This window comes from Streptacidiphilus carbonis (genome assembly GCF_000787775.1).
GTDB lineage: Bacteria > Actinomycetota > Actinomycetes > Streptomycetales > Streptomycetaceae > Streptacidiphilus > Streptacidiphilus carbonis.
Genome location: NZ_BBPM01000008.1, coordinates 100,421 through 119,574 on the forward strand (window position 1 = coordinate 100,421; position 19,154 = coordinate 119,574).

At 71.8% G+C, this 19,154-nt stretch carries 24 protein-coding genes and 1 tRNA gene; 14 read left to right on the top strand and 11 right to left on the bottom strand.

Features of this window, described 5'->3' with window-relative positions; all coding sequences use genetic code 11:
- The first annotated feature begins 67 nt into the window (after positions 1-67).
- Positions 68-1,846, top strand: coding sequence for a carbohydrate binding domain-containing protein (locus TR46_RS08725; RefSeq protein ID WP_042396363.1), 1,779 nt, complete (start codon positions 68-70; stop codon positions 1,844-1,846).
- Between the two features lie 56 nt (positions 1,847-1,902).
- Here TR46_RS08725 and TR46_RS08730 read toward each other — a convergent pair whose 3' ends face one another.
- Together TR46_RS08730 and TR46_RS40790 are read right to left on the bottom strand one after the other, a co-directional pair.
- On the bottom strand, positions 1,903-2,475 hold the full coding sequence (locus TR46_RS08730) for a hypothetical protein (RefSeq protein WP_042396365.1): 573 nt from the start codon (positions 2,473-2,475) through the stop codon (positions 1,903-1,905).
- A 33-nt stretch (positions 2,476-2,508) separates the two neighbouring features.
- Positions 2,509-2,994, bottom strand: coding sequence for a hypothetical protein (locus tag TR46_RS40790; protein WP_152626358.1), 486 nt, complete (start codon positions 2,992-2,994; stop codon positions 2,509-2,511).
- Between the two features lie 261 nt (positions 2,995-3,255).
- On the opposite strand from TR46_RS40790, the gene TR46_RS08740 reads away from it, so the two are divergent.
- Together TR46_RS08740 and TR46_RS08745 are read left to right on the top strand one after the other, a co-directional pair.
- Positions 3,256-3,495 (top strand): chaplin, encoded by a 240-nt coding sequence (locus TR46_RS08740; RefSeq protein WP_042396368.1) that lies wholly within the window; start codon positions 3,256-3,258, stop codon positions 3,493-3,495.
- Positions 3,496-3,711: 216 nt separating this feature from the next.
- Complete coding sequence (locus tag TR46_RS08745; protein ID WP_042396370.1) at positions 3,712-4,071, top strand: chaplin; 360 nt, start codon at positions 3,712-3,714, stop codon at positions 4,069-4,071.
- A gap of 53 nt (positions 4,072-4,124) precedes the next feature.
- Here TR46_RS08745 and TR46_RS08750 read toward each other — a convergent pair.
- A tRNA-Cys gene (locus tag TR46_RS08750) sits at positions 4,125-4,195 on the bottom strand.
- A gap of 116 nt (positions 4,196-4,311) precedes the next feature.
- Here TR46_RS08750 and TR46_RS08755 point away from each other — a divergent pair.
- Positions 4,312-4,581, top strand: a complete 270-nt coding sequence (locus TR46_RS08755) for a hypothetical protein (RefSeq protein ID WP_042396372.1) — start codon at positions 4,312-4,314, stop codon at positions 4,579-4,581.
- A gap of 86 nt (positions 4,582-4,667) precedes the next feature.
- Here the strand turns inward: TR46_RS08755 and TR46_RS08760 are convergent, their stop codons facing one another.
- A complete protein-coding gene (locus tag TR46_RS08760; RefSeq protein ID WP_042396374.1) occupies positions 4,668-4,910 on the bottom strand; it encodes a chaplin in 243 nt (80 codons plus the stop codon).
- A gap of 233 nt (positions 4,911-5,143) precedes the next feature.
- Between TR46_RS08760 and TR46_RS08765 the strand changes: the two genes are divergently transcribed.
- The 3 genes from TR46_RS08765 to TR46_RS08775 all read left to right on the top strand — a co-directional run bounded on the left by TR46_RS08765 (position 5,144) and on the right by TR46_RS08775 (position 6,150).
- Complete coding sequence (locus TR46_RS08765; protein WP_042396376.1) at positions 5,144-5,383, top strand: chaplin; 240 nt, start codon at positions 5,144-5,146, stop codon at positions 5,381-5,383.
- Positions 5,384-5,412: 29 nt separating this feature from the next.
- Positions 5,413-5,664 carry a chaplin gene (locus TR46_RS08770; protein WP_042396379.1) on the top strand — a complete coding sequence of 84 codons (252 nt, stop codon included), beginning with the start codon at positions 5,413-5,415 and terminating at the stop codon, positions 5,662-5,664.
- A gap of 105 nt (positions 5,665-5,769) precedes the next feature.
- Entirely contained in the window at positions 5,770-6,150 is a 381-nt protein-coding gene (locus tag TR46_RS08775) for a hypothetical protein (protein WP_052432639.1), read from the top strand.
- An 84-nt stretch (positions 6,151-6,234) separates the two neighbouring features.
- On the opposite strand, the gene TR46_RS08780 is transcribed toward TR46_RS08775, so the two are convergent.
- Entirely contained in the window at positions 6,235-6,909 is a 675-nt protein-coding gene (locus TR46_RS08780) for a hypothetical protein (protein ID WP_152626359.1), read from the bottom strand.
- 372 nt (positions 6,910-7,281) lie between these two features.
- On the opposite strand from TR46_RS08780, the gene TR46_RS40795 reads away from it, so the two are divergent.
- The 3 genes from TR46_RS40795 to TR46_RS08795 are packed head-to-tail and all read left to right on the top strand — an operon-like array spanning position 7,282 to position 8,387.
- Positions 7,282-7,620: a hypothetical protein gene (locus TR46_RS40795; RefSeq protein ID WP_042396385.1), complete on the top strand. Its 339-nt coding sequence runs from the start codon at positions 7,282-7,284 to the stop codon at positions 7,618-7,620.
- 37 nt (positions 7,621-7,657) lie between these two features.
- Positions 7,658-7,996: a hypothetical protein gene (locus tag TR46_RS08790; RefSeq protein WP_042396388.1), complete on the top strand. Its 339-nt coding sequence runs from the start codon at positions 7,658-7,660 to the stop codon at positions 7,994-7,996.
- A gap of 52 nt (positions 7,997-8,048) precedes the next feature.
- Entirely contained in the window at positions 8,049-8,387 is a 339-nt protein-coding gene (locus tag TR46_RS08795) for a hypothetical protein (protein WP_042396391.1), read from the top strand.
- A 144-nt stretch (positions 8,388-8,531) separates the two neighbouring features.
- Here TR46_RS08795 and hemB read toward each other — a convergent pair whose 3' ends face one another.
- The 6 genes from hemB to TR46_RS08825 form a co-directional block, all read right to left on the bottom strand.
- Positions 8,532-9,515, bottom strand: coding sequence for a porphobilinogen synthase (gene hemB / locus TR46_RS08800; protein ID WP_042396393.1), 984 nt, complete (start codon positions 9,513-9,515; stop codon positions 8,532-8,534).
- A gap of 164 nt (positions 9,516-9,679) precedes the next feature.
- Positions 9,680-11,347 (bottom strand): bifunctional uroporphyrinogen-III C-methyltransferase/uroporphyrinogen-III synthase, encoded by a 1,668-nt coding sequence (locus TR46_RS08805; RefSeq protein WP_042396397.1) that lies wholly within the window; start codon positions 11,345-11,347, stop codon positions 9,680-9,682.
- A complete protein-coding gene (hemC, locus tag TR46_RS08810) occupies positions 11,344-12,384 on the bottom strand; it encodes a hydroxymethylbilane synthase (RefSeq protein WP_042396537.1) in 1,041 nt (346 codons plus the stop codon). The genes TR46_RS08805 and hemC overlap by 4 nt, the downstream gene beginning before the upstream one ends.
- A 155-nt stretch (positions 12,385-12,539) precedes the next feature.
- On the bottom strand, positions 12,540-13,877 hold the full coding sequence (locus TR46_RS08815) for a glutamyl-tRNA reductase (RefSeq protein ID WP_042396399.1): 1,338 nt from the start codon (positions 13,875-13,877) through the stop codon (positions 12,540-12,542).
- 34 nt (positions 13,878-13,911) lie between these two features.
- Entirely contained in the window at positions 13,912-14,811 is a 900-nt protein-coding gene (locus TR46_RS08820; RefSeq protein WP_042396400.1) for a redox-sensing transcriptional repressor Rex, read from the bottom strand.
- A gap of 253 nt (positions 14,812-15,064) precedes the next feature.
- A complete protein-coding gene (locus TR46_RS08825; protein WP_042396540.1) occupies positions 15,065-15,343 on the bottom strand; it encodes a glutaredoxin family protein in 279 nt (92 codons plus the stop codon).
- Positions 15,344-15,406: 63 nt separating this feature from the next.
- Here TR46_RS08825 and TR46_RS08830 point away from each other — a divergent pair, with 63 nt between their 5' ends.
- The 4 genes from TR46_RS08830 to TR46_RS42160 all read left to right on the top strand — a co-directional run bounded on the left by TR46_RS08830 (position 15,407) and on the right by TR46_RS42160 (position 19,015).
- On the top strand, positions 15,407-16,339 hold the full coding sequence (locus TR46_RS08830; RefSeq protein WP_084718155.1) for an HAD family hydrolase: 933 nt from the start codon (positions 15,407-15,409) through the stop codon (positions 16,337-16,339).
- A gap of 380 nt (positions 16,340-16,719) precedes the next feature.
- Positions 16,720-17,562 carry an ECF subfamily RNA polymerase sigma factor, BldN family gene (locus TR46_RS08835; protein ID WP_236655257.1) on the top strand — a complete coding sequence of 281 codons (843 nt, stop codon included), beginning with the start codon at positions 16,720-16,722 and terminating at the stop codon, positions 17,560-17,562.
- Between the two features lie 227 nt (positions 17,563-17,789).
- Entirely contained in the window at positions 17,790-18,857 is a 1,068-nt protein-coding gene (locus TR46_RS42155; protein WP_161790102.1) for a DUF5667 domain-containing protein, read from the top strand.
- A complete protein-coding gene (locus TR46_RS42160; RefSeq protein ID WP_161790103.1) occupies positions 18,845-19,015 on the top strand; it encodes a hypothetical protein in 171 nt (56 codons plus the stop codon). Before TR46_RS42155 ends, TR46_RS42160 begins: the two co-directional genes overlap by 13 nt.
- The last annotated feature ends 139 nt before the right edge of the window (positions 19,016-19,154 follow it).

Here is a 19,154-nt window from a genome sequence, read left to right on the forward strand (position 1 = left end):
TCTAGTCCAAAGATGTCAGTGTCCAGCCAGAGGTCTCCACCAGTCACACCCCCACAGGAGAGCCCGCATGAGACGCACGACATCACCGTCCACCCCGCTCCGCTCGGTCCTCACCGGCCTGGTCGCCGCTGCCGCCGCGGCGACGACCGCGCTGGCGGGAGGGGTCGGCACGGCGCACGCGGCGACCGGGACCCCACTCCCGGCGCATGTCTTCTCGCCCTACTTCGAGGCGTACAACGGCGACAGCATCACCTCGCTGTCGAGCCAGTCCGGCGCCGACTACCTGTCGATGGCCTTCATCCAGACCGCCAGCCAGGGCTCCTGCACCCCGGACTGGAACGGCGTCAGCAGCACGCCCATCGCCGCCGCCAACTTCGGCAGCGACATCGCCGCCATCCAGGCCAAGGGCGGCAATGTGGTCCCGTCCTTCGGCGGATACACCGCCGACGACACCGGCACCGAGATCGCCGACAGCTGCACCGACGTCAACGCGATCGCCGCGGCCTACGAGAGTGTCATCACCACCTACAACGTCACCCGGATCGACCTGGACACCGAGGACAACTCGCTGACCAACAGCGCCGGGATCGACCGCAGGAACAAGGCGATCGCCCGGGTCGACGCCTGGGCCGCGAGCAACGGGCGGAACGTCCAGTTCTCCTACACCCTGCCGACGACCACCGGCGGCCTGGCCCCCAGCGGCCTCGCCGTGCTGCAGAACGCGGTCCAGAACAATGCCCGCGTGGACGTCGCCAACATCATGACCTTCGACTACTACGACGGCGCCACGCACGAGATGGGCAATGACGCCGAGAGCGCCGCGACCGGCCTCTACAACCAGCTCGCCACGCTCTACCCGTCCAAGACCGCCGCCCAGCTGTGGAACATGATCGGGATCACCCTGATGCCCGGCATCGACGACTACGGCGCGGCCGAGACCACCACCGTGGCCGACGCCAGGGCCGTGGAGGGCTGGGCCGCCGGCAAGGGCCTGGCCGAACTGTCGTTCTGGGCGCTGCAGCGGGACAACGGCGGCTGCGTCGGAACCAAGGGCTCCGACTCCTGCTCCGGCATCGCCCAGGGCACCTGGGACTTCAGCCATGCTCTGGAGCCGTTCACCGGCGGCGGCAGCACCAACCCCAGCAATGACTTCTCGGTCGGCGTGGCACCGGGTTCGGGCACGGTCGCCGAAGGGGCCTCCACCACGGTGACGGTGAGCACCGCCGTCACCTCAGGCAGCGCCCAGTCGGTCAGCCTCAGCACCAGCGGGGCCCCGAGCGGCGTCACCGCCGCCGTCAGCCCGGGTTCGGTCACCGCGGGCGGCTCGGCCACCCTCACCCTGACCGCCTCGGCCACGGCGCCCGCGGGCACCTACCCGATCACGGTCACCGGCAGCGCGGCCTCCGGCAGCCACACCGCGACCTACTCGCTCACGGTCACCGGCACCGGTGGCGGCGGGGGCTCCGGTTCGCTGGTGAACGGGAACTTCGAGACCGGCAGCCTGAGCCCCTGGACCTGCCAGCCCGGCGGCGCGGTGGTCGGCACCCCGGTCCACGGCGGCAGCCACGCCCTCCAGGTCGCGCCGACCTCCTCGCAGACCGGGCAGTGCAGCCAGACGCTGACCCTCGCCGCCAACCACAGCTACACGCTGAGCGGCTGGGTCCAGGGCAGCTACGCCTACCTCGGCGTCAGCGGCGGAGCCACCGCCAGCACCTGGGCCAGCGGCACCGGCTGGACCAAGCTGTCGGTGCCGTTCACCACCGGCGCCAGCGGCACCGTCACCGTCTACGTCCACGGCTGGTACGCCCAGGGCAACGTCTACGCGGACGACCTGACGGTCGGTTAGCCGACCGGTCGGCGGTTCGGGCCGGGATCAGCCGGCCGGGCCGGAAGAAGCAGAGGTCAGGACCGCACCGGAACGTCGAGGTGCACCGTGCCGGCGATGCCGAACATCAGCATCACCGGCACGGTGCCCCCGGCCTTGGCCTCCGCCGTCCTGACCGCTGCCGTCGCGGTCGGCGGCAGCACGATCGAGGGGTCCTTCACATCCGTGGGCGCGCCGAAGACCAGGCTCTGCCCGGAGTCCAGCCGGATCCCGGCGGTGGACAGCAGCCCCTCGGCGGCGGGGCCGCCGTTCAACCGGGCCTGTCCGCCGTCCACGGTCACCAGCCCCAGGTGCTCGGTGACCGGACCCTTGTTGTCCACCGTGAACTGCAGGCTCGCCTTCCCCGACGCCGGGTCCAGCCGCAGCGTCGCACCGGTCAGCGCCAGGTCCACATTGCGCGCCTGGACGCTGTAGGACACCCCGTCCGGACCGGTGCTCAGCGTTGTCTGCGCCGAGTCCGGCGCCGCCCGTTGGACCCCGTCCGCCCCACTGGCCGAGCAGCCGGCCAGCAGCAGGCCCGCCGCCAGCGCGGCGGCCGGCGCCGCGGCGCCGGGCAGAGGGCTGCGGAGGGGTTTCCGTGGGTATCGCATCCCGCCAGTATGGTCCCCGGTCCCGGACCGCCCTCAGCGGGCCCCGGTGAGGGCCGGGGCGGCCGGGCCGTGCTGCGCCGCCGCGTTCCACTGGCTCCTGCCGGTCGGGTACCAGCGGCCCCCGCTCTCGCGCACCATTCCGTACTTCAGCAGGCCGTTGACGTGCCTGCCGATGGTCTGCGGCTGGTAGCCGACCACCGCGCTGATCTCCTCGACGGTGGCGCCGGCGGAGTCGGACTCCAGCAGGTGCCGCCAGGTGCGCGCCGCCGGGAGCCCGAGGCCGCCGTCCCTGACCGCCGTCTGGAACAGCGCTCCGACCGCCTCCTCCGCCGACACGGCAGGGGCCACCGGGACCGGCGCCACCTCGACCGGGGCCACCGCATCCGGCACCTCCGGGGTCGACGCCACCGCATCGGGCGCCACCGGGGTCGACCCTGCCGGGCGGCGGACGGCGGTGCCGACCGGGCGTGGCGTGCGGTCGACCGTGCGGTGCCTGCGCCCCTTCTGGGATTTGCTCATGGTTGTCCCCACTCCTGCTGATCGGCTACATTCCGACAATCGGCCGGGTGTTCAACGACCTCGGGAACAACAGGAAACGGTCGGCACCCGAACAGGCCCCCGTACACGCGGCGGCTTCGGTCATCCGGCTCTGCGAAGGCACGCGTTCGGGTGAAGGGGCGAAACGACCGTTGCGCCCGGGCCCTCCGCGCGTTGTTCCGACTGACGTTCTCTCAAGGACTTCGTGTCAACCACGCTCATTACGAGAAAGGACCTACGCACATGAACGCCAAGCGCACCATGTTCGTCGCCGCCGCCGCCGTCAGCATGATCGCCGCTGGTGCGGGCGCCGCCTCGGCCAGCAGCACCGCCGCCGGTGCCGCGACCAACTCCCCCGGCGTCCTCTCGGGCAACAACATCGCCGTGCCCGTGCACGTGCCGGTGAACGTCTGCGGCGACACCGTCGATGTCATCGGCGCCCTGAACCCGGCCTTCGGCAACACCTGCCACAACATCGGCTGATCACAGCGTCGGCCGACCGGCGAGAGGCGGGCCTCCCTCACGGAAAGGCCCGCCTCTCGCCATTTCCGTGCCATTGGACCGTACGTATGAATACGCCGTGTCGCACCCGCCGGTCGGGCTGACAGCGCCGAAGTATCACCTGTAGGAGACAACACCCGCGGGTGGGCACCGAAAGGGAATCCACCCCGGATGTTCCATCACACTGAAGGAGATCCCATGGGTTCGATTCGCAAGGCCGCACTGGTCCTCGGCGCCTCCGGCGCCCTGCTGTTCGGGGCCGCCGGCGTCGCCAGCGCCGACAGCAACGCCTACGGTGCCGCCAACAACTCCCCGGGCGTCCTGTCCGGCAATGTGGTCCAGATCCCGATCGATGTTCCGATCAACCTCTGTGGCAACTCGGTGAATGTCATCGGCCTGGCCAACCCGGCCTTCGGCAACACCTGCGTCAACGGCTCCGGTGAGAACGGCGAGAACGAGCACTCGTGGCACGCCGGCCACTGGGGCCACCACTTCTTCGGGAACGACGAGAACGGCGAGCACAGCGAGCACGGCGACAACGGCGACGACTGCAACTGACGGTCCGGAAACGGGCCCGCCGCATTCCGCGGCGGGCCCGTTTCCGTGTTCCGAGGTGGAGACAGGATTCGAACCTGTCTGTACGGCGTTGCATGCCGCAGCCTAACCACTCGGCCACTCCACCGGATATCGCCGCCACTCTACGCCGGGACAACTCACCGACAAAGGCGAATCGCCAGCAGTTGGGCATTCCGGGGGAATTGCCGGTGACCGGGACGGCCTTCGCGCGTTAAGCAGCACATGACCAAGCACAGACTTCTCCTCATCACCGCCGCAGCCGCGTCGATCATGGCGGCCGCGGCCCCGAGCGCATCGGCCCTCGACTCCTCCGTGCCGGCCGGCACCATCACCGGGGCGGCCGGAAAGGCCGCCGGAGCCGCCGCGCTGCGGGCCCTGCCGCTCGCCGCCGGAGCCGTCGGCGACCAGCTGGGCCGGAAGGTCGGCGATGTCCAGGGCACGGTGACCGACGGCGCGGACGCCGTCGGCCGGGTGAACGACCTCGTCGGCTAGGCCCTGTCCGGAGTCGCCCCGCGCAGCACAGCGGCCGACCGCTCCGGGAGCGGACGGCCGCTTGCCCGACCCGGGCCGGCCGGGAGTCAGCCCGCGTTGGTCGCGCCGTTGCCGAAGGCCGGGTTGAGCAGGCCGATCACGTTGGCGCTGACACCCGAGACATTGACCGGCACGTGGACCGGAACCTGGACGTTGTTGCCGGAACCGGCACCCGGGGAGCAGGCAGCGTCACCGGCCGAGTGCGAGCTGGCGAAAGCGGCGCCCGCGCCGCCCGTGATGGCACCGGCGGCGGCGACGGTGACCAGGGCGCCCTTGACAGCGTTCTTCATTGCTACTCCATCAATCGGTCTGCATCGGCCGGGCCGTACAGAAAACGGAACATATGGCGGAACGCGCAGGCGCGTGCGACGGTTTCGGCGGCGGAACACAATTCACCCGGAAGAAGCAGGCGTTCTGTGCGCTACAAGAGTGGTTGTGCCGGATTTCGCGCATCCACAGCGGCTCCGTACTCGTTCGCACGTTGTCCGATCCGCACAGGACGGCAGAACACAAAGGATTCTCGATGCGCAACGTGATGAAGACCGTGGCCCTCTCCGCCGCCGCTGTCGGCCTGGCCCTGTCGGGTGCCGGTGTCGCGGCCGCCGACGCCGGCGCCATCGGCACCGCCTCCAACTCCCCCGGCTTCCTCTCCGGCAACCTGATCCAGGTTCCGGTCCACGTCCCGGTCAACGTCTGCGGTGTCACCGTCGACGTGATCGGCCTGCTGAACCCGGCGTTCGGCAACACCTGCGTCAACAGCTGACGCAGTCCATCTCGCTCAGGAAGAAGAAGATGCGCAACTTCAAGAAGGCCGCCGTCATCTCGGTGGCCGCCCTCGGAACCGTGCTCGTCGGTGCCGGCGCCGCCTCGGCGGACGCCACCGCGACCGGTGCCGCCTCCAACTCCCCGGGTGTGCTGTCCGGCAACCTGATCCAGGTTCCGGTCCACGTCCCGGTCAACGTCTGCGGCGACTCCGTCGACGTGATCGGTGTGCTGAACCCGGCGTTCGGCAACACCTGCGTCAACGCGCCCGACAACTGCTGAGAGTTCACCCCGGCAGCTGACCGTGCCCCCCCGAATGGAACGCCTCGGGGGGGCACCGCTGCCTGCGCCGCACGGAACCGGACCCACGGAATCGGAGCCTTCCCCATGGCAGTTGCACGGATCCTCGCCCTGGCGACCGGGACCACCCTGGTCCTGGGCGCCATGGCCGTCCAGCCCACGATCTGCTCGGCGGCCGGGAGGGGCGCCGCCGAGCCCAGCATGGCGCTGCAGAAACCGCAGGTGGGGCCCGCCCTGGGCGGCCTCACCGGCGCGACCGGGTACGCCGTCTCACCGGTCAAGGTGCTGCGGCTGGACCCGTTGGCGCAGTCCTCCGCCGACCCGCTGTCCAACGCGGTCGCGCTGGAGCCCGACGGCCCCAAGGACCAGCCGGTCTCCACCACCCTGCTCACCGACTCGCTCAGCCACGGTGGCGGCGTGGGCGCCCTGCCGGTCGTCGGGACGGCCGCCGGCCTGCTCCCCGGCTGACGGACACGAACGGGCTGACGGACACGCACGGAAGGGCCCGACATCCCGGGGTGGGATGTCGGGCCCTTCCGCGTGTCCGGTCGGCTATCCGTTCGAGAGCTCCTGCGCGGTCGCCTTCGCGGTGGCCAGGAAGTCGCCCACGGTACGGCCCATCGGGCGCTGGGTGGCGCGCTGGTCCAGCGAGAGGAACGCCTCCGGGTCGCTCACCAGCTGAGGGCTGGTCAACTGCGGCTGCAGCTTGGTGAGGTCGAGCTGCTCCCTGGGGGTGTCGGCCGGCACGGTGCCCGGCTTGGGCACGCTGCCGGACCAGGTCAGCGGCGATCCCAGCGAGGCCGCCGAGCCGACCGCCTTGAGCGGCGCCTTGGGCAGCGACACGTCGACGCCGTTCGGCTTGACGCTCCCGTTGCCGGCCAGCGCGGGGGCCAGCAGGTGCAGGTCCGGGGTCTGGTCCGCGGCCTGGAGCGCGGGCACCAGCGGCTGCGGCAGCAGCGCGTGCTCGTCCCGCGCGCCCTGGGCCGGGCTCTGGACCGGCAGGCCCGGCAGCGAGCCCTGGACCGCGGTGGACGTGGTCGCGCCGGTCAGCGGGGCCAGTCCGGACCCGAGCGGAACGTCGAACGGGACCCGGGTCCCCGCTGCCGCCGCCTCCGCCGCCCCGGCCTGCTCGGGCGTCATGGCAGTCGCCGAGGCGACCTGGGCGCCGCCGGCCACACCGGCGACCGCCAGCAGGGCCACCACCGACACGCGTGGGCTGAATTTCATTCTTATCTCTCTTCCTTATTCTCCGGGACCGTTCCGCACCCTGAACCAACGAGCGAGGAAACAAGACACGGCCCCGAGTCACCTGTATGCCGCAGCAAAACCTCCCGGCAATGCGCGGAACGGGTGAATCCAAGAACGGTGCGACACAGAAGGTAACCACTCGGAGGCCGCGTCGTTACCCCTGGTGAGCCCGTGCTCAGCGGGGCTTGCACAGTGTCGGCCAGTGCCGGTTCAGCGGTCCGCACCCTGGCTCCGGGTCGGATATCGATCTGGTTCTCGCGCACACCGCCCATGCGACTGAATCCGTTCGCAGCGGGTTGACCGCGCATGCTCCTGTTCGTACTCAGACTCACCGAAACGAAGGAATCTCTCATGCTGAAGAAGGCCCTCGCTGCCGCGGGTATCGCCGCCGCCGCCATCGCCTCGACCGCCGGCCCCGCCTCCGCCATCGGTGACTCGGACGGCTCCGCCGCCGCGATGCAGGGCGCCGGCGGCACCAACGTCACCGGCACCTGGGGCGACCACAGCCCCAACTTCCACTTCCTGGACAACCCGAACATCTGCCTGCCGGAGATCCACCACGTCCAGGTCGGCCTCATCCCGGTCCAGGTCGACGTGCCGGTCGCCAACCAGCAGTCGCACCAGACCTGCAACATCGGCCAGGGCACCCAGAGCGTCGGCGACGGTCCCGCGTCGCACCTCATCGGCTGACCGAACCGCAGACCCGCCCGTACTCAGGAGAACCACCATGCTCAAGAAGACCCTCGGCACCGCCGGCTTCGCCGTGGCCGCCCTCGCGATGGCCACCGGTTCCGCTGCCGCCATCGGCGACTCGGACGGCACCGCCACCGCGATGCAGGGTGCCGGCGGCACCAACGTCACCGGCACCTGGGGCGACCACAGCCCCAACTTCCACTTCCTGGACAACCCGAACATCTGCCTGCCCGAGGTCCACCACGTCCAGGTCGGCCTCATCCCGGTCCAGGTCGACGTCCCGGTCCTGAACCAGCAGGCCCACCAGACCTGCAACGTCGGCCAGGGCACCCAGAGCGACGGCGACGCGCCGGTCTCTCACCTCGTCGGCTGACGCGCTCCACCCACCCCCTCACACCCGCTACCCCACTCGAAGGAGTAACACCGTGCTGAAGAAGACCCTCGCGACCGCTGGTCTCGTTCTCTCCGCAACCGCCATGGCGATGTCCCCGGCCGCGGCTCTGGGCAACTCGGACGGCTCCGCCACCGCCGTGCAGGGCGCCGGCGGCACCAACGTCACCGGCACCATGGGCGACCACAGCCCCAACTTCCACACCCTGGACAACCCGAACATCTGCCTGCCCGAGGTCCACCACGTCCAGGTCGGCCTCATCCCGGTCCAGGTCGACGTCCCGGTCCTGAACCAGCAGCAGCACCAGATCTGCAACGTCGGCCAGGCCAGCCAGAGCGACGGCGACGCCGCGCTCTCGCACCTGATCGGCTGAGACCGGTCCACGAAGGATCGGCGTAGGGGTCCCGGTCGGCCGGGGCGGGCGAAGCATCGTCCGCCCCGGCCGACCTCCGTCGTCCGGGGCCTTGCCGGGCCCGCCGGGTCGGCCCGCGCAGCCCGGGTCGGCCGCGCAGCCCGGTCAGCCGCGCAGCATCCGGGCGGCCTCGACGGCCCAGTAGGTGAGCACCTGGTCGGCCCCGGCCCGGCGGATCGAGGTCAGCGTCTCCATGATCGCCCGCTCCCGGTCGATCCAGCCGTTGGCGGCCGCGGCCTCGACCATCGCGTACTCGCCGGACACCTGGTAGGCGGCCACCGGCACCGGGCTCACGTCGGCGACCTGCCGCAGGATGTCGAGGTACGCCATGGCCGGCTTGACCATCACCAGGTCCGCGCCCTCGGCCAGGTCCAACTCCAGCTCACGCAGCGCCTCACGGGCGTTGGCCGGGTCCTGCTGGTAGCTCCTGCGGTCCCCCCTGAGCGAGGAGCCGACGGCCTCCCGGAACGGCCCGAAGAAGGCCGAGGCGTACTTGGCGGTGTAGGCCAGCACGGCCACGTCCTGGTGCCCGGCCTGGTCCAGCGCCTCGCGCACCACCGCGATCTGACCGTCCATCATCCCGGAGGGGCCGACCATGTGGACGCCGGCGTCGGCCTGCACCACGGCCATTTCGGCGTAGCGCACGAGGGTGGCGTCGTTGTCCACCGAGCCGTCCTCGGCGAGGACCCCGCAGTGGCCGTGGTCGGTGTACTCGTCCAGGCACAGGTCGGACATGATCACGAGCTGGTCGCCGACCTCGGCGACGACATCCCTGATGGCCTGCTGGAGGATGCCCTCCGGGTTGGTCCCCTCGGACCCGACCGCGTCCTGAACCGCGGGAATGCCGAACAGCATCAGGCCGCCGAGGCCGGCCTCCGCCGCCTCCACTGCGGCCTTGCGCAAGGTGTCCCTGGTGTGCTGGACGATGCCGGGCATCGAGCTGATCGGCACCGGCGAGGTGATGCCCTCGCGCACGAACAACGGCAGGATCAGCTCCGCCGGATGCAGCCGCGTCTCGGCGACCAGTCGCCGCACGGCGGGAGTCGTCCGCAGCCGCCGGGGCCGAACCACCGGAATCTGAACGCCCATCACTCACTCCTAGAAGTAGCTGCACCACTTGAGGGGCGCGGGGACTGCGCGACCAGCCCTGTACGGAGGTGCATGGTTGGCAGCGCAGTTCCCCGCGCGCCCCCGCCCCCAAGTAGTAACGGCTTGGTCCCATGCGAGAAGTCCCGCGCCCCCTTCACAACAGGCTAACGGGCCTTGCGGCGGGAGCCGGGGCGCCTTTCCGAGGGCCGGTAGACCTGTTCGCCGGCCTGCATGGCCGCGTCGCGGCGCGCGGCGCCGAAGTCCGCCAGGGCTTCGGCGAGTGCGGCGACCGAGGGGGCCGGCGCCAGGACGTCGACCCGGAGCCCGTGCTCCTCCGCGGTCTTGGCCGTCGCCGGGCCGATGCAGGCGATCACGGTCACGTTGTGCGGCTTGCCGGCGATGCCGACCAGGTTCCGCACCGTCGAGGACGAGGTGAAGATCACCGCGTCGAACCCGCCGCCCTTGATGGCCTCCCGGGTCTCGGCCGGCGGGGGCGACGCCCGCACGGTTCGATAGGCCGTCACATCGTCGACCTCCCAGCCCAGTTCGACCAGGCCGGCGACCAGCGTCTCGGTGGCGATGTCGGCCCGTGGCAGCAGCACCCGGTCGATCGGGTCGAACACCGGGTCGTAGACCGGCCAGTCCTCCAGCAGTCCGGCCGCGGACTGCTCCCCGCTGGGGACCAGGTCCGGCTTGACGCCGAAGTCGACCAGGGCCTGCGAGGTGGTCTCGCCGACCGCGGCGACCTTGATGCCGGCGAAGGCGCGGGCGTCCAGCCCGTACTCCTCGAACTTCTCCCGGACCGCCTTGACCGCGTTGACCGAGGTGAACGCGATCCACTCGTAACGGCCGGTCACCAGGCCCTTGATGGCCCGCTCCATCTGCTGCGGGGTGCGCGGCGGCTCGACCGCGATGGTCGGCACCTCCGACGGCACCGCGCCGTAGGACCGCAGCTGCTCCGAGAGCGCCCCGGCCTGGTCCTTGGTGCGCGGGACGAGCACGTTCCAACCGAACAGCGGCTTGGTCTCGAACCAGGACAGCGTGGCCCGGCTCTTCACCTGCTCGCCGACCACGGCTATGACGCTGCTGACCGGGTCCACCGGCGCCGACACCGGCGAGGGCAGTACCCGCGCCGCCTTCAGCTCGGCGGCCAGCGTGGCCAGCGTGGCGATGTAGGTGCGCTGCCGGGTGGTGGTACCCTCCAGGGTCACCGAGACCGGGGTGTCCGGCTTGCGGCCCGAGGCGACCAGCGCGGTGGCGGATCCCGGCAGCGCGTTCAACCGGGTCCGGACCACCAGGGTGGCGTCGCAGCCGCCGAGGTTGGACCAGTCGTAGGCCTCGGGCTGGCAGTGCGAGGCGTCCACGAAGCGCACGTCGGCGCCGGCCGCGGCGCCGCGCAGCGGCACCCCCGCGTAGGCGGGGACGCCCACCGACTGGGCCACCCCGGGCACCACCTGGAACGGGATGCCCGCCTGCGCGCAGGCCAGCATCTCCTCGGCGGCGCGGCCGTCCAGGCCCGGGTCGCCGTCCACGGTGCGCACCACGTGCTTGCCCGCCTGCACCACCGGGAACAGCCGCGCCAGCGGCCCGCCCTCGGGGAGGTCGAAGCCGTCCGCCCCCGGCAGCGCGTCGTGCAGTTCCACCCCGTCCGGGCAGTGCGTCCGCACCGCCGCGGCCGTGAGCGGGTCGGTGACCAGGACGTCGGCCGCCGCCAGCACCTCGACGGCGCGCAGCGTCAGCAGGCCCGGGTCTCCCGGACCCGCACCGAGGAAGGTGATCTGGCCGGCCGGGCGCCGACCCGCCTGGACTGCTGCATTCGGAGTGGGGCTCACAGGGCTCGCTCCCCCATCAGGCCGGCCGCGCCCTCGGCGAGCATCCGGGCCGCCAGCTCGCGGCCCAGGGCCGCCGCTGTCTGCTCGGACGCCACCGAGGGCCCGAAGGCGCCGGTAACGGACAACTGCACGACGGACGAGCCGTCAACTGTGCCGACCAGCGCCCGGAGGAGCAGCTCGTCGGCGGATTCGGCCCCGGCCGCGCCGGCGGTGCCACGCTGCACCTCGGCCAGGGCTCCGACCGGGGCGGAACAGCCCGCCTCCAGCGCGGCCAGCAGCGCACGCTCGGCCGCGACGGCGGCCCGGGTGGGCGCGTCGTCCAGCACGGCCAGTGCGGTGGCCAACTCCGGGCGGTCGGCGCGGCATTCGATCGCCAGCGCCCCCTGTCCCGGGGCCGGCAGCATCAGCGTGCTGTCGAGGATCTGGGTGGCCTCGCCGAGCCGTCCGAGCCGGTTCAGCCCGGCGGCGGCGAGGACGACGGCGTCGAGCTTCCCGGAGTGGACGTAGCCGATCCGGGTGTCGACATTGCCGCGGATCGCCACGGTCTCGACCGGGGCGCCGACGGCCGCGGCCCAGGCGTTGAGCTGGGCCGTCCGGCGCGGGGAGCCGGTGCCGATCCGGACCGGGGCGTCGGCGCACTTGGCGGCCAGCTCGTCCAGGGTGAGGCCGTCCCGGGCGACCAGCGCGTCCCTGGGGTCCTCGCGCAGCGGCACGGCGGCCAGCACCAGGCCTTCCGGGGCGGCGGTCGGCAGGTCCTTCAGCGAGTGGACGGCGAAGTCGATGGCACCGTCGAGCAGCGCGTCGCGGAGCGCGGAGACGAACACGCCGGTGCCGCCGATCTGCGCCAGCAGCTCACGCGAGGTGTCGCCCAAGGTGCTGATCTCCACCAGCTCCACCCGGCGTCCGGTGGCTCGGGCCACCGCTTCGGCCACGATGCCCGACTGGGCCGTCGCCAGCGCGCTGCGGCGGGTGCCGAGGCGCAGCGGCGGTCCTTCGGCCGCGGCGGCCTCGGTTGCGGTAGTGGATGGGGCACTCATGACATGGTCGTCCCGGTCGTGCTCGTTGCGTTCGGTTCCGGCGGTACCCCCGCCGAGGGTGTGTTCGGAGGTCACTGCTAGCGTGCTGGGCAGGACTCCGGACGTGTTCCCAGCTGGGGCCGACGGGCGTGCGCCGCCCTGCTGCTGACGTTCCGTCATGCCGACTCACCGCCCACGGCCGCCTGCAGCGGCAGCCGGGCCGGGGTGCCGGCGACGGCCTGGACCGCGGCCGGGTCGAGGTCGAACAGCTCACGCAGCGCCTCGGCGTAGGAGGCTCCGCCGGGCTCCCCGGCGAGCTGCTTGACCCGCACCGTCGGCGAGTGCAGCAGCTTGTCGACGACCCGCCGCACGGCCTGGGCGATCTCGGCCCGGGCCCGGTCGTCGAGCTCGGGCAGCCGGCCGTCCAGCCGCTCCAGTTCGGAGCCGACCACCTCGGAGGCCATCGCCCGCAGCGCCACCACGGTGGGTGTGATCGCCGCCGCGCGCTGGGCCGCGCCGAAGGCGTCGACCTCGGCGCCGACGATCCGGCGGACCGCGTCCACGTCCACGGCGCCGGCCGCACTGCTCTGCGCGGCCTCGGCCATGGTCTCCAGGTCCACCAGGTGGACACCGGCGAGCCGGTGCGCGTCGGCGGCGACGTCCCGGGGCAGTGCCAGGTCCAGAAGAGCGAGCGGAGTGGTTCCGGCGCGCTCGGCGACGGCGGCCGCGATGTCCTCGGCGCCGAGGACGATGCCGGCCGCCCCGGTGCAGGAGACCACCAGGTCGGCCTCGGCCATCGCGGCCGGGACCTCGCTGAAGGCGACGGTGCGGGCACCCAGCGTGGCCGCCAGCCGCTCGGCCCGGTCGTGCGTGCGATTGGCGATGACCAGTTCGGTGACGCCCGCGCGGGCCAGCGTCGCCGCCGCCAGCGAGCTCATCGAGCCCGCGCCGACCACCAGCGCGCGCAGACCCGCGACCGGCCCGGACACCTCGGCGATCCGGTCCAGGCCGAAGGTGACCAGGGACTGGCCGGCCTTGTCGATGTCGGTCTCGCTGTGCGCCCGCTTGCCGACCCGCAGCGCCTGCTGGAACAGCTCGTTGAGGCCGCGGCCCGCGGTGTGCTGCTCCTGCGCCAGCGACAGCGCGTCCCGCAGCTGCCCGAGGATCTGCCCCTCGCCGACCACCATCGAGTCCAGCCCGCACGCCACCGAGAACAGATGGTGCACGGCGCGGTCCTCGTAGTGGACGTAGAGGTGCGTGGTGAGCTCCTCCAGGTCGACCCCGCTGTGCTCGGCCAGCAGCACCGAGAGGTCGGCGACCCCGGCGTGGAACTTGTCCACGTCCGCGTAGAGCTCGATCCGGTTGCAGGTCGCGACCAGCGCGGCCTCGCCCACCGGCGCCGCCGCTGCGGCGGCGTGCAGCAGCCGCCGGGGGGCGTCCCCGGTGAGGGAGGCCCGCTCCAGCAGCCCGACCGGAGCCGTGCGATGGCTGAGGCCCAGTACCAGAAGGCTCATACGGCTGCCTCGCTCTTCGACTGATCCATGGCGTTCACGCCGGCATCACCGCCGGCAGCTCGCCGTCCTCGCCGCGCTCCGCCTCGCCGGCGGCGGGCGGGACGGCCTTCCCCCGGGCCCGTCGCGAGACGGCGCGGGCGGCGGCCGCCGCGACGGCCTTCGCCCCACCGGTCGCACCGGCCCCGGCACGTGACACTACTGCGGGAGGCCCGTCCGGGACCCGCTCCTCGTCGAAGCCGGCTTCCTCACCGGACTTCCGCTGCTCGTGGAAGGCCAGGATCTGCAGCTCTATCGACAGATCGACCTTGCGCACATCCACCCCCTCCGGCACCGAGAGCACCGTGGGGGCGAAGTTGAGGATGCTGGTGACCCCGGCCGCGACCAGCCGGTCGCAGACCTGCTGGGCGGCGCCGGGTGGGGTGGTGATCACGCCGATGGAGACGTGCTCCGCCCGGATGATCTCCTCCAGCTCGTCCATGTGCCGCACCGGCAGCCCGGCCGCGGTCTGCCCGGCCAGCGCCGGATCGGCGTCCAGCAGCGCGGCGACCCGGAACCCGCGGGAGGCGAACCCCCCGTAGTTGGCCAGCGCGTGGCCCAGGTTCCCGATGCCGACGATGACGACCGGCCAGTCCTGGGTCAGGCCCAGCTCACGGGAGATCTGGTAGACCAGGTACTCGACGTCGTAGCCGACACCGCGGGTGCCGTACGAGCCGAGGTAGGAGAAGTCCTTGCGCAGCTTGGCCGAGTTGACCCCGGCCGCGGCGGCGAGCTCCTCGGAGGAGACGGTCGGAACCGACCGCTCGGAGAGCGCGGTGAGGGCTCGCAGGTAGAGCGGCAGCCGCGCGACCGTCGCATCCGGAATTCCCCGTCCGCGGGTGCGCCTGGGGGCGCTTCCCGATGACGGAGTGGCTGGGGTGGAACGTCCAGTTGCCACGGTGCTCCTGTACGTCAAGCTGGGCTGCGAACGACAGGCTATGCGTTTGTGAACGTGTGCACAAAGATAGTGTCCGTTTTGTCCCCAGTGAGTGACGCGCATCACGCACACCATGCCGCCACTCTCCTAGGGATCGGGGAACCAAACTCCGCAGTGCCTTCTCGCCCCCCGGCGCAAACCGCTAGATGGTAAGCACAACCACCTCGGATCCCCTAAGCGGCATCGACGGCCCGGCAGCGGTCGTGGCCCGGCGCTACACCCCCAGCGCGCGGCGCAGCCGGGTCTCGTCGACCTTCCAGAAGTCGTGCTGGCGGCCGTCGATCAGGGTCACCGGGATCTGCTCCCAGTACTTCCGGTACAGCTCGGCGTCCTCGTTGATGTCCAGCTCCTCCCAGGAGAAGCCCAGCTCCCCGGCGAGGCGCAGCACCACCGCCCGCGCCTCCTCGCAGAGATGGCAGTCGGGTTTGCCGATCAGGGTGATCAGATGATCGGCGGGACTCTTCCGGGGCTCACGGCGCAGCAGAGGGCTCACGCCCACCATTCTGCCTCCCTGTCGATACCGGCCCGCAACGCTCCGCTGGCTATGCTCGTGCATATGGCCAGGCTGCGAAAGCTCCCACAGGAGAAGCGTTCCTCCACCGTGCTGGCGGGTACCGCCGCCGCGGAGGCGGCCGAAGCCGCCCGCGCCTCGGACGCCGCGGTCACCACAGCGGAGCCGGAGAGCCCGGAACACCCGGCACCCGCCCCGGCAGAGGACCCGCACGGCGCCGCCTTCTTCGACTGCGACAACACCATCGTCCAGGGCGCGGCCATCTTCTACCTGGGCCGCGGCCTCTACAAGCGCAAGTTCTTCAGCCATCGCGAGCTGCTCCGCTTCGCCTGGCAGCAGGCGTACTTCCGGCTGCACGGGGCCGAGCACGCCGGCCACATGGCGGACGCCAAGGAGAGCGCGCTGTCGATCGTGCAGGGCCACCGGGTGGAAGACCTGGAGCGGATCTGCGAGGAGATCTTCGAGGAGTACATCGCCGAGAAGATCTGGCCCGGCACCCGCGCCCTGGTGCGGATGCACCTGGAGGCCGGCCAGCGGGTGTGGCTGGTGACCGCCGCGCCGCAGGAGGCGGCCCGGGTGATCGCGGCCCGGCTCGGCATGACCGGGGCGCTGGGCACCGTCGCCGAGGCCCTGGGCGGCATCTACACCGGACGGCTGGTCGGCGAGACCCTGCACGGTCCGGCGAAGGCCGAGGCGGTGAAGGCGCTGGCCGCCCGCGAGGGGCTGGACCTGTCGCACTGCGCCGCGTACAGCGACTCCGCCAACGACATCCCGATGCTGTCAATGGTCGGCCACCCCTACGTGATCAACCCCGACGCCGAGCTGCGCCGACACGCCCGCGAACAGGGCTGGCGGGTCCGGGACTTCCGCACCGGCCGGAAGGCGGCCCGGATCGGCATCCCGGCCGCGGTCGGCATCGGCGCGGCGGCCGGCGGGACCGCCGCCGCCGTGGCGCTGCACCGCAACCGGCAGCGCTGAGCGCCTCCCACCCGGCACCGACGGGCCTTCCAGCCGGCTGAGCGCTTCTGATCGGTTGGCACGCTGGAAAATTCATGGGTTGGTTGACGTCTCCCCAGGGAAACGACCGGGTTCCGTTCGCCCTGCGCTGAGATCCGGTCAAAATCGGACAAAAATCTAGCAGTTGTGCTCGACAACTGTGGTCACATTGTGTCATCAAGCTGTAACAGAAGTGACTGAAGCGGCAATTTCGGCAACACGGTGTAGCCGTTGTTGCACGAAGCGTTATCCTCGTCAAACGCACGCCGGAGCCCATGTGTCCCACGCTGGGCGAGCGGGCCCGCACTGCCGCATTGCCGCTTTGCACCAACAGTTCTGCCAGTTCTGCCTCTGGGAGTCCCGTGTACCCACACGTCCGGAACGACGCGCCTGCATCCTCCCTGGCCCCCGGCGGCACCGCCGGCGGCCTGGAGCTGCTGCGCACCCTGGTACGCGAGCAGCTGTCCCCCCTCAACCCCGTCACCGCCCTCGCACCGCTGACCGCCCTCTCCGTCGCCGGTGTGGGCGGTGCCGAAGGACCGCCCTACCGCCAGGCCCCGCCGCCGCGCACCTCGGTGGCGCTGCGCACCCGCACCTCCCCGGCCTCCTCCCGTACCAGGAACGCCGGCTGGGACCGGGAGGACACGCCCTCCAGCGCGGACAACCCGATCATGCGACTGGTGGAGAAGGCGCAGGACGGCGACAGCGATTCCTTCGGGCAGCTGTACGACCACTACTCCGACACGGTCTACCGCTACATCTACTACCGGGTCGGCAGCAAGGCCACCGCGGAGGACCTCACCAGTGAGACCTTCCTGCGCGCGCTGCGCCGCATCGGCACCTTCACCTGGCAGGGCCGGGACTTCGGCGCCTGGCTGGTCACCATCGCCCGCAACCTGGTCGCCGACCACTTCAAGTCCAGCCGCTTCCGGCTGGAGGTGACCACCGGCGAGATGCTCGACTCCAACGAGTGCGAGCGCAGCCCGGAGGACTCGGTGCTGGAGTCGCTGTCCAACGCGGCGCTGCTGGACGCGGTGCACCGGCTCAACCCGCAGCAGCGGGAGTGCGTGAAGCTGCGCTTCCTGCAAGGGCTGTCGGTGGCGGAGACCGCGCGGATCATGAACAAGAACGAGGGCGCGATCAAGACCCTCCAGTACCGCGCCGTACGGACCCTGGCCCGGCTGCTGCCGAGCGATGCGAGGTAGTCGCTCCCCTTGATGCAACGTCACCCTGTTACCGCAAGCCATGATCGCGGAAGCGTAACCGAGCGTCCCCTCCACTCGTTGCGCACTGTGCAAGGACCTTCAGGTGCCGCGGCGGAGTACTCCGGGGCCCACGGATCCCTGCGTCACCCTTTGGGGTGGTCCCAGGCACGACTGCGCAACCGTCCGGTCGGCCGAGTTGTCGACAACGACGAGAGGAGGTGCTGCCCATGACAGCCAATGTGCTTGAGCACCGCAGGGCGAGAGCCTTCGCTGACGCTGTGGAGGACCGCCCCGGCACTGCGGTCCCCACCGGGGCCCCGCACCAGGAGCCCGCCGGCGAGGGTCAGTTCACCGAACTACTGGCGGCCGTGGAGGCACTCGGCGCCGTTCCCCCGCCGGTGCTCGACCCGACCGTGAAGTCGACTCAGCGCGCCCTGCTGATGGCCGAGTTCGAGCGGGTCTTCGCCGACGGCGGCGGTGCCGCCGTCCCGGGCCAGCGCAAGGGCGGCGCGCACCGTGCCACCGAGGCCGCCCGCAGATTCCGTCCGGGGACCCGCTGGGGCCGCCGGCTGGCCTTCGGCGGCCTGGCCGCCGGGGTCGCGGTGGGCGCGCTGGGCGGGGTCGCCGCGGCCAGCTCCTCCGCGCTGCCCGGGGACTCCCTCTACGGCATGAAGCGCGGCCTGGAGAACTGGCAGCTGGACTTCGCCGGATCGGACGCCTCCCGCGGGCGGCTGCTGCTGGACCAGGCGTCCAAGCGGATGTCCGAGGCCCAGCAGCTGATCGAGCACCGCAGCGCCGGCGAGACCCTCAGCCCGCACCTCGCGGACGAGGTCTCCCGGGCCCTCACCGACATGAACAGCGAGGGCAGCCAGGGCCGCGACCTGCTGAAGGCGGTCTACCGGCAGGACCACACCATGGCCCCGCTGCAGCAGCTGGCCGCGTTCGCCGACTCGCAGCAGCAGCACCTGCGGGCGATCGAGCCGCAGCTGGACGGCCAACTCGCCCCGTACACCGGGCGGGTGCAGAGCCTGCTGGACGGAATAAGCCAGGACGTCGCCCCGCTGCAGCAGCCCGTCCCGCCCCAGGGCGGGGGCAGTGCGGCCTCGGCGCAGCCGAGTGCGGGAACCGGCGCTGGGGCGACCCCGGCGGCCGGAGCAGCGGCTCCGCGGGCAGCAGCACCGCTCCGCGCGGCGCCACCACCTCGGGCACCGGCTCCACCGGCGGCAGCAGTGCCACCCCGCAGGGCGGCACCACCTCCGGCACCGGCAGCAGCGGCGGCCTGGTGCAGAACCTGACCGGCGGCCTGCTGGGCGGCAGCACACCGTCCGCCACGCCCACCGCGGACAGTCAGTCCAAGGCGGCGAGCGCCTCGGCGAGTCCGGACGGCAACGGCGTGACCGTGCCCCCGCTGGTGCCCGGCCTGCTGCCGACCATCGGCATCGGCCTGGGCTGAGCCGGGTTCTGACGGAGTCTCGGCTGCGGACCGCGGTCGGCTGGCCGCGCAGTTCTCGCGCCCCCGGGGCGCGGGGAACTGCGCGGCCGGCCGACCCGGGCGGTCAGAAGAACACCGAGCGGCGTTGCACCAGCAGTTT

Bases quoted from the DNA above. Each gene is read 5' to 3' on its own strand.
- TR46_RS08725 (WP_042396363.1), top strand. From the start codon at position 68: ATGAGACGCACGACATCACCGTCCACCCCGCTCCGCTCGGTCCTCACC.
- TR46_RS08730 (WP_042396365.1), bottom strand. From the start codon at position 2,475: ATGCGATACCCACGGAAACCCCTCCGCAGCCCTCTGCCCGGCGCCGCG.
- TR46_RS40790 (WP_152626358.1), bottom strand. From the start codon at position 2,994: ATGAGCAAATCCCAGAAGGGGCGCAGGCACCGCACGGTCGACCGCACG.
- TR46_RS08740 (WP_042396368.1), top strand. From the start codon at position 3,256: ATGAACGCCAAGCGCACCATGTTCGTCGCCGCCGCCGCCGTCAGCATG.
- TR46_RS08745 (WP_042396370.1), top strand. From the start codon at position 3,712: ATGGGTTCGATTCGCAAGGCCGCACTGGTCCTCGGCGCCTCCGGCGCC.
- TR46_RS08755 (WP_042396372.1), top strand. From the start codon at position 4,312: ATGACCAAGCACAGACTTCTCCTCATCACCGCCGCAGCCGCGTCGATC.
- TR46_RS08760 (WP_042396374.1), bottom strand. From the start codon at position 4,910: ATGAAGAACGCTGTCAAGGGCGCCCTGGTCACCGTCGCCGCCGCCGGT.
- TR46_RS08765 (WP_042396376.1), top strand. From the start codon at position 5,144: ATGCGCAACGTGATGAAGACCGTGGCCCTCTCCGCCGCCGCTGTCGGC.
- TR46_RS08770 (WP_042396379.1), top strand. From the start codon at position 5,413: ATGCGCAACTTCAAGAAGGCCGCCGTCATCTCGGTGGCCGCCCTCGGA.
- TR46_RS08775 (WP_052432639.1), top strand. From the start codon at position 5,770: ATGGCAGTTGCACGGATCCTCGCCCTGGCGACCGGGACCACCCTGGTC.
- TR46_RS08780 (WP_152626359.1), bottom strand. From the start codon at position 6,909: ATGAAATTCAGCCCACGCGTGTCGGTGGTGGCCCTGCTGGCGGTCGCC.
- TR46_RS40795 (WP_042396385.1), top strand. From the start codon at position 7,282: ATGCTGAAGAAGGCCCTCGCTGCCGCGGGTATCGCCGCCGCCGCCATC.
- TR46_RS08790 (WP_042396388.1), top strand. From the start codon at position 7,658: ATGCTCAAGAAGACCCTCGGCACCGCCGGCTTCGCCGTGGCCGCCCTC.
- hemB (WP_042396393.1), bottom strand. From the start codon at position 9,515: ATGGGCGTTCAGATTCCGGTGGTTCGGCCCCGGCGGCTGCGGACGACT.
- hemC (WP_042396537.1), bottom strand. From the start codon at position 12,384: ATGAGTGCCCCATCCACTACCGCAACCGAGGCCGCCGCGGCCGAAGGA.
- TR46_RS08815 (WP_042396399.1), bottom strand. From the start codon at position 13,877: ATGAGCCTTCTGGTACTGGGCCTCAGCCATCGCACGGCTCCGGTCGGG.
- TR46_RS08830 (WP_084718155.1), top strand. From the start codon at position 15,407: ATGGCCAGGCTGCGAAAGCTCCCACAGGAGAAGCGTTCCTCCACCGTG.
- TR46_RS42155 (WP_161790102.1), top strand. From the start codon at position 17,790: ATGACAGCCAATGTGCTTGAGCACCGCAGGGCGAGAGCCTTCGCTGAC.